This window comes from Nocardia caishijiensis NBRC 108228, assembly GCF_001612825.1.
Taxonomy (GTDB): domain Bacteria; phylum Actinomycetota; class Actinomycetes; order Mycobacteriales; family Mycobacteriaceae; genus Nocardia; species Nocardia caishijiensis.
In genome coordinates, this window is the sequence record NZ_BDBE01000051.1 from 78370 (window position 1) to 87143 (window position 8774).

The 8774-nt window shown below is 68.2% G+C and carries 9 protein-coding genes and 1 rRNA gene; 3 read left to right on the plus strand and 7 right to left on the minus strand.

Annotated elements, in window-relative coordinates; genetic code table 11:
• Window positions 1-131 precede the first annotated feature (131 nt).
• From NC7_RS26860 to NC7_RS26870, 3 genes are read left to right on the plus strand one after another with little or no spacing between them, the layout of a single operon-like run.
• A complete protein-coding gene (locus tag NC7_RS26860) occupies window positions 132-1163 on the plus strand; it encodes a FecCD family ABC transporter permease (protein ID WP_067988308.1) in 1032 nt (343 codons plus the stop codon).
• Window positions 1160-1969 (plus strand): ABC transporter ATP-binding protein, encoded by an 810-nt coding sequence (locus NC7_RS26865; protein ID WP_067988311.1) that lies wholly within the window; start codon window positions 1160-1162, stop codon window positions 1967-1969. The genes NC7_RS26860 and NC7_RS26865 overlap by 4 nt, the downstream gene beginning before the upstream one ends.
• Entirely contained in the window at window positions 1966-3000 is a 1035-nt protein-coding gene (locus NC7_RS26870) for an ABC transporter substrate-binding protein (protein ID WP_067988314.1), read from the plus strand. The genes NC7_RS26865 and NC7_RS26870 overlap by 4 nt, the downstream gene beginning before the upstream one ends.
• A 4-nt stretch (window positions 3001-3004) precedes the next feature.
• Here the strand turns inward: NC7_RS26870 and NC7_RS26875 are convergent, their stop codons facing one another.
• From NC7_RS26875 to rrf, 7 genes are all read right to left on the minus strand, one after another.
• Window positions 3005-3433, minus strand: coding sequence for a nitroreductase family deazaflavin-dependent oxidoreductase (locus NC7_RS26875; protein WP_067988317.1), 429 nt, complete (start codon window positions 3431-3433; stop codon window positions 3005-3007).
• Window positions 3434-3443: 10 nt separating this feature from the next.
• Complete coding sequence (locus tag NC7_RS26880; protein WP_067988320.1) at window positions 3444-4658, minus strand: ROK family transcriptional regulator; 1215 nt, start codon at window positions 4656-4658, stop codon at window positions 3444-3446.
• Window positions 4659-4677: 19 nt separating this feature from the next.
• Window positions 4678-5919 (minus strand): sugar ABC transporter permease, encoded by a 1242-nt coding sequence (locus NC7_RS26885; RefSeq protein ID WP_067988324.1) that lies wholly within the window; start codon window positions 5917-5919, stop codon window positions 4678-4680.
• Entirely contained in the window at window positions 5916-6671 is a 756-nt protein-coding gene (locus tag NC7_RS26890) for an ATP-binding cassette domain-containing protein (protein ID WP_067988326.1), read from the minus strand. The genes NC7_RS26885 and NC7_RS26890 overlap by 4 nt, the downstream gene beginning before the upstream one ends.
• Entirely contained in the window at window positions 6671-7756 is a 1086-nt protein-coding gene (locus NC7_RS26895; RefSeq protein ID WP_067988327.1) for a sugar ABC transporter substrate-binding protein, read from the minus strand. Before NC7_RS26895 ends, NC7_RS26890 begins: the two co-directional genes overlap by 1 nt.
• Window positions 7757-7934: 178 nt before the next feature.
• Window positions 7935-8420 carry an SRPBCC domain-containing protein gene (locus NC7_RS26900; protein WP_067988330.1) on the minus strand — a complete coding sequence of 162 codons (486 nt, stop codon included), beginning with the start codon at window positions 8418-8420 and terminating at the stop codon, window positions 7935-7937.
• A 163-nt stretch (window positions 8421-8583) separates the two neighbouring features.
• Window positions 8584-8700 (minus strand): 5S ribosomal RNA (gene rrf, locus NC7_RS26905).
• Window positions 8701-8774 lie beyond the last annotated feature (74 nt).

Consider the following 8774-nt stretch of genomic DNA (forward strand, 5'->3'; position numbering starts at 1 on the left):
CCCCGGTGGGTGCGGGAATCCGGTGCAATTCCGGGACGGTCGCGCCACTGTGATCGCCTCACGGCGAAAGTCAGACCTCCCTCGCCGGGCACCCTCTGAAAGGGCCGCGCCTTGCCTCTGGAGAATCCGCGATGATCCGTGTACGGGTCACGCTCGCTGTCCCCGTGCTCGCGGTGTTGCTGCTGGTCGCCATGATCGCCGCCACCGGTTTCGGCGCGGAGACGATTCCCGTGCGCGCGGTCCTCGACACCCTGGGTGCCCGGCTCACCGGCTCTACACCCACCGACCCCGGTGTCGACACCATCGTCTGGCAACTGCGGGTACCGCGAACCATCCTCGCCGCCGTGGTCGGTGCGGGTCTCGCTCTCGCGGGCGCCGCGATGCAGACGCTGGTACGCAATCCGCTCGCCGACCCCTATCTGCTCGGTGTCTCCTCCGGCGCCGCCGTCGGCGCGGCCGCCGTCATCACCTCCGGCCTCTTCGCGGGCGCGGGCATGTGGGCGCTGTCCGGCGGGGCGCTCGCCGGGGCGTTCGGTGCGGCGACCCTCGTGTTCCTGATCGCCATGGCCCAGGGTGGTCTCACCCCGCTGCGGCTGGTGCTCACCGGAACCGTGCTCGGCTCGGCGTTCGCCGCGTGCAGCAGCTATCTGGTGTTCCGCAGCACCGACCCCGCCGCCGCCGAATCGGTGCTGTTCTGGCTGCTCGGCAGCCTCGCGGGCGCCGACTGGTCGACCCTGGCCCTGCCGTCGACCGTCGTCGCGGTCAGCGCCGCGGTGCTGGTCGCGATCGCCGGTTGGCTCGACGCGCTCACCCTCGGCGCCGACACCGCCTCCTCGCTCGGTGTCCCGGTGGCGGGCCTGCGGATCGGATTGTTCGTGCTGCTCGCGGTGCTCGTGGGTGTGCTCGTCGCGGTGTCGGGCGGGATCGGTTTCGTCGGCCTGGTCGTCCCGCATGCCGCGCGGATGATCGTCGGACCGCGCCACCGCGATCTGCTGCCCGCCTGCGCGTTGTGCGGTGCGCTGTTCCTAGTGGTCGCCGATGCCGCCACCCGGGTGCTGGTGCGTCCCACCGAGATTCCCGTCGGCGTCCTCACCGGTCTCATCGGCGCCCCGGTCTTCCTGCTGCTGATGGGCAGGCGCCGCTACCGATTCGGCGCCGCATGAGTTCGGCCGCGACGGGGCCGCTCGAACACGGCGAACTCCACGCGCGACACCTCGCCTGCGCGATCGGCCGCCGCACCGTTCTCACGGATGTCGACTTCTCGATCGAGCCGGGTGAGACCGTGGGGATCGTCGGCCCCAACGGCAGCGGCAAGACCACGCTGCTGCGCACCCTGTCCGGCGTCCACCGGCCATCGGCGGGCGGGGTCCTCGTCGACGACCAGAACGTGCACGAGCTGCGACCCCGCCGCCGCGCCGCGACGGTCGCCCTGGTCGCCCAGGACGAGATTCCGCCCGACGACATGCTGGTCGGCGAGGTCGTCGCGCTGGGGCTCACGCCGTACCTTCCGCCGTGGGGGCTCGGCGCTCCCCGCGAACAACACCGCGTCACCCAGGCTCTGGCGTCGGTCGACCTGCACGACTTCGCCGGACGACCGGTGCGTCAGCTCTCCGGCGGTGAACGTCAGCGGGTCCTGCTGGCCCGCGCGCTCGTCCAAGACACCCCGGTCCTGCTGCTCGACGAGCCGACCAACCATCTCGACGTCACCCACCAGCTCGACCTGCTCACCCTGGTGCGCGGTCTGCGCCGCACCGTGGTGGCCGCCCTGCACGACCTGTCACTGGCCGACCGCTACTGCGACCGGATCATCGTGCTGCACAAGGGTCGTGCCCGCCCACCCGCGCCGCCGACCGAGGCGCTCTCCCCCGCTGTCGTCGCCGAGGTCTTCGGTGTCGACGCCAGCCGCGTCCGGCATCCGGTGACCGGCGAGGACCACCTGTTGATCACCCCGCGAGAGGCACGACGATGAACAAGCACCCCGGCCGGGTCCTGGCCACCACCGCACTCGCCGCCGTTCTGGCGGCTTGCACGGGCACCGCCGCCGAATCCGCGACCACGGTGACGGTCCGCAACTGCGGAGTCGACACCGGGTTCCCGGCCCCGGCACAGCGCATGTTCGTCAACGACGGCAACCTCATCTCGATGGTGCTGGCACTGGGTGCCCAGGATCAGGTGGCGGCGGTCTCGAGCGTCAAACGCGACGCGGCGACCCTGCGCGCCCACTACGGCGCCGACATCGTCGACGGCCTCAACGATGTCGCCCCCGAATATCCTTCGCGCGAAACCGTGCTCGCCCAACGCCCCGACGTGATGGTCGCGGGCTGGAGCTACGGCTACGACGAGGCGAGCAATCTGACCCCCGCCTCCCTGCGCAAGGACGGCATCGCCGCCTACGTGCTCACCGAGAGCTGCCGACAGGCCGACGGCGGCGCCGCACGCGGCACCGTCGAGCCGTGGACGGCGCTGCGCACCGACCTCACCGACCTCGGTGTCGTCACCGGCCGCACCGCCCGCGCGAGCGAAGTCACCGCCGATCTCGACAGCAGGCTCGCGGCCCTGTCGGCCGCGCCGAAACCGGCGACCGCCCCCACTGTCTTCCTGTTCGACAGCGGCACCGACACCATCTACTCGAGTGGGAAATTCGGTGCGCCCCAAGCGATCCTGGAGGCAGCGGGCGCCCGCAACATCCTCGACGACGTCGCCGACACCTGGACCAAGGTCTCCTGGGAGCGGTTGGCCGCCGCCGACCCCGACGCCATCATGTTCGTCGACTACCCCGGCCAGACCTACGCGCAGAAGGTCGACCTGCTGCGGGGCAAGCCCGGCATCGACAACCTCCGGGCTGTGCGGGAGAGCCGTTTCTTCAACCTGCCCTACGCCCTGTGGACCAGCGGGCCGCTCAACATCGACGCCGCCGAACAGATCCGCAAGCAGTTGGAGGCGTGGAACCTGGTACCCGCCTCGACGGTGACGCCGCGCGCCGACGACGCGGTGCGCTGAGCGGTCAGCGCGGCGTGAGCAGCACCAGCGGGATCTCGCGCGTGGTCTTGGTCTGGTAGTCGCCGTATCCCTTGTACGTCGCGACGACCTGCGGCCACAGCTGTGCCCGTTCGGTTTCCGTCGCGACGTGCGCGGTCATCGGCGTGCGCGGACCGTTCTGCACGGCCACCTCGACGTCCGGGTTGTCGCGCAGGTTCAGGAACCAGGCCGGGTGGGTGGGATCCCCACCGCGCGAGGCGACGACGACGATCCGGTCGTCGTCGATGATCGGCGCCGTGAGCATCACCGAACGCGGCTGCCCCGATTTACGTCCGATCGTGGTGAGTTCGAGCGACGGCATCCCCATCACGGTCTTGCCGATCCGCCCACCGGTGACAGCGAGCAGGGCACGGTGAACGCCGTTCATGATCTTCAGTTGCAGGTCACTTGGCATATCGGCAAATCTACTCGGCGCTCGCGCGCAGGTCACCCCGCGCGCGGGCCAGGGTCTGCAACGGGTCGGTGAGCAGTTCGGCGAAGGCCAACTCGGCGGCGCCGACGAGGGGCGCGTCGTCGGCCAGCGCGGAGGTACGCAACCGGACGCGCTCGCGGACCGCGAGCAGCCCGTTGACCGCCAACCTGCTGCGCACCTGCGCCGCCGCGGCCAGGTAGATCTCGCGCAGCACCCCGCCGAACACCACCAAGGTCGGGTTGAAGACATTGACCAGGTTGGCCACCCCGTACCCGAGCCAGTCCCCCACCTGGTGCAGCGCGTCGCGGGCATCGGCGTCACCGCGGGCGGCCGCGTCAACGATCGCCGCGACCGCCGCCCGACCGGGGAGGTCGCCGCGACCGGCCGCCGCGATCAGGGCCAACTCGCCCGCCTCGGCTTCCAGGCAGCCCCGCGCACCGCATCGGCAGGCCCGGCCGCCGGGATTCACGATCATGTGCCCGACCTCGCCGCCGTACCCGCCTTCGCCGCCGAGCAGTTCCCCGCCCATGATGACGCCGCCGCCGATTCCGACCTCGCCGTGCAGGTAGATCAGGTCGCGCACCCCGGTTCCGACACCACGTTCCCGTTCGGCGACCGCCCCGAGGTTGGCGTTGTTGCCCACCGCGACCGGCACACCGAGCCGCTCGGACAACAACGCCCCCACCGGCACGTCGACCCATCCGATGTTGGGCCCGTACCGCACCACCCCGTCGCGCTCGCGCACCATGCCACAGAACGCGAGCCCGACACCCACACACACCGTGCCCTCACGGGCCGCGTCCATCATCGATTCCGTCATCCGCGCGAGTTCGGCGATCACCTCGTCCGGATCGAAAGTGCCCGTTTCACGCGGCATTTCGCTGCGATCGAGGATCGTTCCGCCGAGACCGACGCGCGCAACCGCGAGCCGATCGGCACCCACGTCCAGCGCGAGAACGCAGACCCGCTCGGATTCGGGCCGCACGACCAGCGACGGCCGCCCAGCCTTCCCGGTCTGTCCCGGCAGTTCCTCCCGCACCAACCCCGCCGCGGCGAGGTCGGTGGTGAGGGCGAGAATGGTGCTGCGGTTCAGGCCCATTCGTTCGGCGAGCTCCGCCCGCGACATCGGCCCACTCGCGTGGACGTGGCGCAGCAGCACCGCGAGATTGCGCCGCCGGATCTCGTCCGGGGAGGGTGCTGATTTCATCCGGCCCTCCCTTCCTCGGTCAACTTCCTGGCAGCGAACGCTTGCGCGACAGTGCGTCCACCCCCGCCGCGAGCAGCAGAACAAATCCTGTCACAACGAATTTCGTGCCAGCGCTGTAGCCCATCAGGCCCATCCCGTTGTTGATGACCGCCACCACGGCGGCACCGAGCACCGCGTCGAGCATGCGACCGCGACCACCGAACAGGCTGGTGCCGCCGATCACCGCCGCGCCGACCGCCGTCAGCAGCACATCGGACCCGCCGGTGTTGGGGTCGACCGAATTGGCTCGCGACGCGGCGATCAGCCCGCCGACCGCCGCCATCGTCGAACAGAGCACGAAGGCACTGATCTTGATCCGGTCCACTGGAATACCCGCGCGCCGAGCAGCTTCCACGTTGCCGCCCACCGCGTAGATGTGCCGCCCGAACGAGGTCCGGTTGAGCACGAACGTCCACAACAGCAACAGCGCCACGATGATCGGCACCACGATCGGCATGCCCTGCAGCGAGTTGATCTCGGGGTTGCGGCTGCGTTCGTCGTTGAGGATCGCCACCGCCACTCCGGCCACGATCGCCACCGCAGCGATCCGCAACGCCACCACGGCAGCGGTCTCTCCGGTGAGCCCGAGTTGGGTGCGCGCCCGCGACTTGCGGTACTGGATGAACGCGAATCCGGCCAGCAGCACCGCGTACATCGCCCAGCCGAGCAGCGGCGGAACGTTCTTGTTCGCGACGGCGAGGATCGTCTCGTCGTGGATGGAGATGTTGCGACCGTTGTCCATGATCTTGAGCGCCACGCCCTGCAGCGCCAGGAACGCCGCGAGGGTCACCACGAACGAGGGCACCCCGATCTTCACCACGATCGCCCCGATGACCAGGCCGATCACCACACCGGTGAGCAACGAGACCAGCACCGCCGAATACCACGGCCAGCCCTTGTCGGTGAGCAGCACCGCGAGCACGGCCGCGCACACACCACTGGTGAATCCGGCCGACAGGTCGATCTCACCCAGCAGCAGCACGAAGATGAGCCCCATGGCGATCACCGCGATGGCCGCGCCCTGGGTGAACAGATTCGCGATGTTGCCCTGCGTCATGAACACCGGCCGCGCGATCCAGAACACCACCGACAACACCACCAGCGCGATCACGGACGGCAACGCGCCCATGTTCCCACCGCGTATCCGCCCGACATACGAGGTCACCAGTTCACCGACCGGAGCCGCCGGGGCCGTACTCTTCTCCGTCACCGTCGTGCTCATGCCTTCACCCCGAGACTGCCGCTGCGCCCGGAGGTGATGAGCTCGACCACCTGCGAATGCGTCACATCGGTCGTGCGGACCTGCGCGGCCATCCGACCCAGATACAGTGCCGCGATCCGGTCGGAGACCGCGAACACATCGTTCATGTTGTGCGAGATCAGCACGACAGCGAGCCCCTTGTCGGCCAGGCGGCGTACCAGTTCCAGCACCTGCTGGGTCTGGGCGACACCGAGTGCCGCGGTCGGTTCGTCCAGGATCACCACCTTGCTGTTCCAGAGCACCGCTTTGGCGATGGCGACGGTCTGCCGCTGACCACCCGACAGGCTGGCCACCTTCTGCCGCACCGACTTCACCGTCCGCACGGACAGCCCGGCAAGGGTGCGCCCGGCCAATTCCTCCATGCCGTATTCGTCGAGCACGATGCCGCGTTTGCGCTCACGGCCGAGAAACATGTTCTGCACGATGTCGAGGTTGTCGCACAGCGCCAGGTCCTGGTACACGATCTCGATGCCGAGCTCGGCGGCGTCGCGCGGATTGCCGATCTGGACCGGCTCACCCTCGAACAGGATCTCGCCCGCGTCGATCGGGTGGGTCCCGCCGATGCATTTCACCAGGGTCGATTTTCCCGCGCCGTTGTCGCCGACCAGCGCAGTCACCTCACCGGGATGAACCGAGAAGTCGACCGTGTGCAAGACGTGGACGGGACCGAAACTCTTGTCGATCCCGCGCAATTCGATGACCGGGGTGTCCATCAGCGCACGCCGTTGTCGGCACAGAGCTTGGCGAACTCACCGGCACACAGCTCGGCCTTGTCGACGAAGCCGTCGGCGACCACATCGTTGACGTTGTTCTTGAAGATCGCCTTGGGCTCCAGCAGCACGGCGGGCACCTTCGACTTCGATTCCGGATCGTCGACCGTGCTGTTCGTCTCGCCCTTTTCCCCCTTGGCCAGCGCGATCGCGAGCTTCGCGCCCGCGTCGGCCTCGAGCTTGATCGCCTTGTAGACGGTCATGCACTGGTCACCGGCGAGCACGTTCTGCAGGCCCTGCACGGTCGCGTCCTGCCCCGTCACGGGAACCTGCCCGTTGAGCTTCTGCTTCTTCAGCACCGCGATGGCGGCATTGGCCAGTCCGTCGTTGGCCGCCACGACACCACCGAGGTTCGGCGTGCCGGTGAGCATCTGCTCGAAGATGGTGCCCGCCTTGGTGTTGTCCCATTCCGGCACGGCCTGGTCCGGCCCCTTCACGAACTCACCCGCGGCGAACTTCGGTGCCAGGGCACCGTCGTAGCCGTTCTTGAACAGGGTCGCGTTGTTGTCGGTCGGACCACCGTTGAGGTAGGCGACCACCGGCTTCACCGCCTGCTTGTCCGTCAAGCACTTCGCCAGACCGTTGCCCATCAGCTCGCCGACCTTCACGTTGTCGAACGACACGTAGTAGGGCGCGCCGCCGCCCAGCGTCAGCCGGTCGTAGTCGATGACGGTGACGCCCTGGGCCTTGGCCTTCTGGATCACGGCCTTACCGGTACCGCTGTCGAGGTTGGTGATCATCAGCACCGAGGCGCCGTTGGTGATCATCTGGTCCGCGATCGTCTGGAAGGCGTTCTTGTCGCCCTGCGCGTTCTGGATGTCGGCCTCGATCCCCGCCGCGTCGAACGCCTGCTGCAGGTACTTGCGGTCCGCCGTCTCCCACCGGGCCGAGGTCTTGCTGTCGGGCAGGATCACGCCGATCTTGGCGCCGCTGCCGGAGCTTGACGTGCTGTCGTCACCACCGCAGGCGGTGACGGAGGTGAGAAGTGCGATCGAGACGGCCGCGATGCCGAAGATCCCCTGACGCATGAGGGTGGGCCTTTCGTGGAACCACCGCCCGCTGGGCGGACGAGCTGGAACGAATGTTGTGCTCGACAACATATTCGAGGGCGGCCGATCGCACAGCGGTTTGCGGAAAGGATTTGTTGTCTGCGATAACAATCAAGCAACGAGCCCGATGTCTGCCCAGCTCATCGGCGGATTTACGTCACCCCCCGCTGACGGGACCATCCGGTGTTTGAGTCCGGGTCCCTTGCTCCGCCATCGCCGCGAGCTTGGACAGTGCTGTGCGCCAGACGGCCTCGTTGTCGGCCGGATCCAGACCGGGTGGCAGGTCGTCGTGCACCACGTCCAGCTCGGTGCCACCGTCGGTCCCGTCGGCCAGTGTGAAGACGACGCTCTGCGCGCCCGCCAGCTCCGGCTTCTCGGTGACGAACTCCAGGACTTCGACGACCTCTTCGTCCTCGGTCAGGGCGAGATACCGCCCGTAGTAGGCGTCGTGCTGGGGTTCGTCCCCGATGCCGTAGGACAGGGTGATCGAGAAGGAGCCGCCGACTTCGGGCTCGTACCGGTGGACCACCCCGGTCATGCCGTCGGGCACCATCCAGACCTTCACCGCGTCCGCGTCTAGCAGCAGTCGGTACACAGTCGAGCGGGGCGCACGGATATGCGTCCGGATCTTGGTCGTCGCCATGATGCTTCACCGCCTTCCGCTCCGATGTGCGCCGAGCCTAGCAGCCGACCACTCGTCGACAACGCCGTCGAAGGTGACGGGTCGGGACCACTCGGATAACACAAACGGGCCCGGAAACGACGAAAGCCCCCTGACCGTTGTCAGAGGGCTTTCGTGAATGATTGTCCGGCGGTGTCCTACTCTCCCACACCCTGTCGAGTGCAGTACCATCGGCGCAGGTGGCCTTAGCTTCCGGGTTCGGAATGGGACCGGGCGTTTCCCCACCGCTATAACCGCCGTAACACTATGAAACTATCCACAGAGAGCCACAACCAGTCCACCTCTCACGAGGTACACCAATTGTTGTCTCGGTGA